This window comes from Parvibacter caecicola, assembly GCF_003725335.1.
GTDB lineage: Bacteria > Actinomycetota > Coriobacteriia > Coriobacteriales > Eggerthellaceae > Parvibacter > Parvibacter caecicola.
In genome coordinates, this window is the sequence record NZ_QIBY01000047.1 from 1 (window position 1) to 609 (window position 609).

The 609-nt window shown below is 62.7% G+C and carries 1 protein-coding gene; it reads right to left on the bottom strand.

The window, feature by feature from the left end; all coding sequences use genetic code 11:
* Positions 1-609, bottom strand: a 609-nt coding sequence (locus tag DMP11_RS10105) for a substrate-binding periplasmic protein (protein ID WP_148041136.1), incomplete at both ends; no start/stop codon positions are given.

The window sequence follows — 609 nt, forward strand, 5'->3', positions numbered from 1 at the left end:
CCTTCCGCGTCTGGACGATGGCCTCGTTGAGGGCGGCGACTACGTCCGGGCTCCCCTTCGTGGCGGCGAAGTAGAAGGGCGTCTGCGTGAGCGTGGCCACGACATGAGCGCCCCCGATGAGATTGATGTCCACGCCCGTGAGGACGTCGACATCGCCCGATTCCAGAGCCTTGAGAAACTCGTCCGCGCTCTCGTAGGTCACGGCTTCGAGCTCGATGCCGTTCATATCGCAGAACGTCTGCACTGCGGCGCGCGTTTTGGGGGAGGGCCCGTTGAACGCCGCACGCAGCTTGTCTTTCGTGTAGATGTTGGTGAAGGACAGATCCTCGTTCTCGTTCGAGGCGAACAGCGCCGTGTGCGCCGACCCGTAGGCGTTGATGGCGAAATCGTACTGCTCGGCGAGCTGGTCGGAGTAGTTCATGGCCCCGATGATGTCGACCTCGCCGTTCGCCACCATGTCGAGCAGCATGGTGAGCTGCTCGTTGAGGTCGCCTTCCACATGAACGTACTCGTAGTCCCAGCCGGTGTACTGGGCGATCTGCTGGAGGTAGTCGTACGTGTACCCCGAGTGCGTGCCGTCCTCCGCGGTTTCGGTGAGGCCCGGTTGGT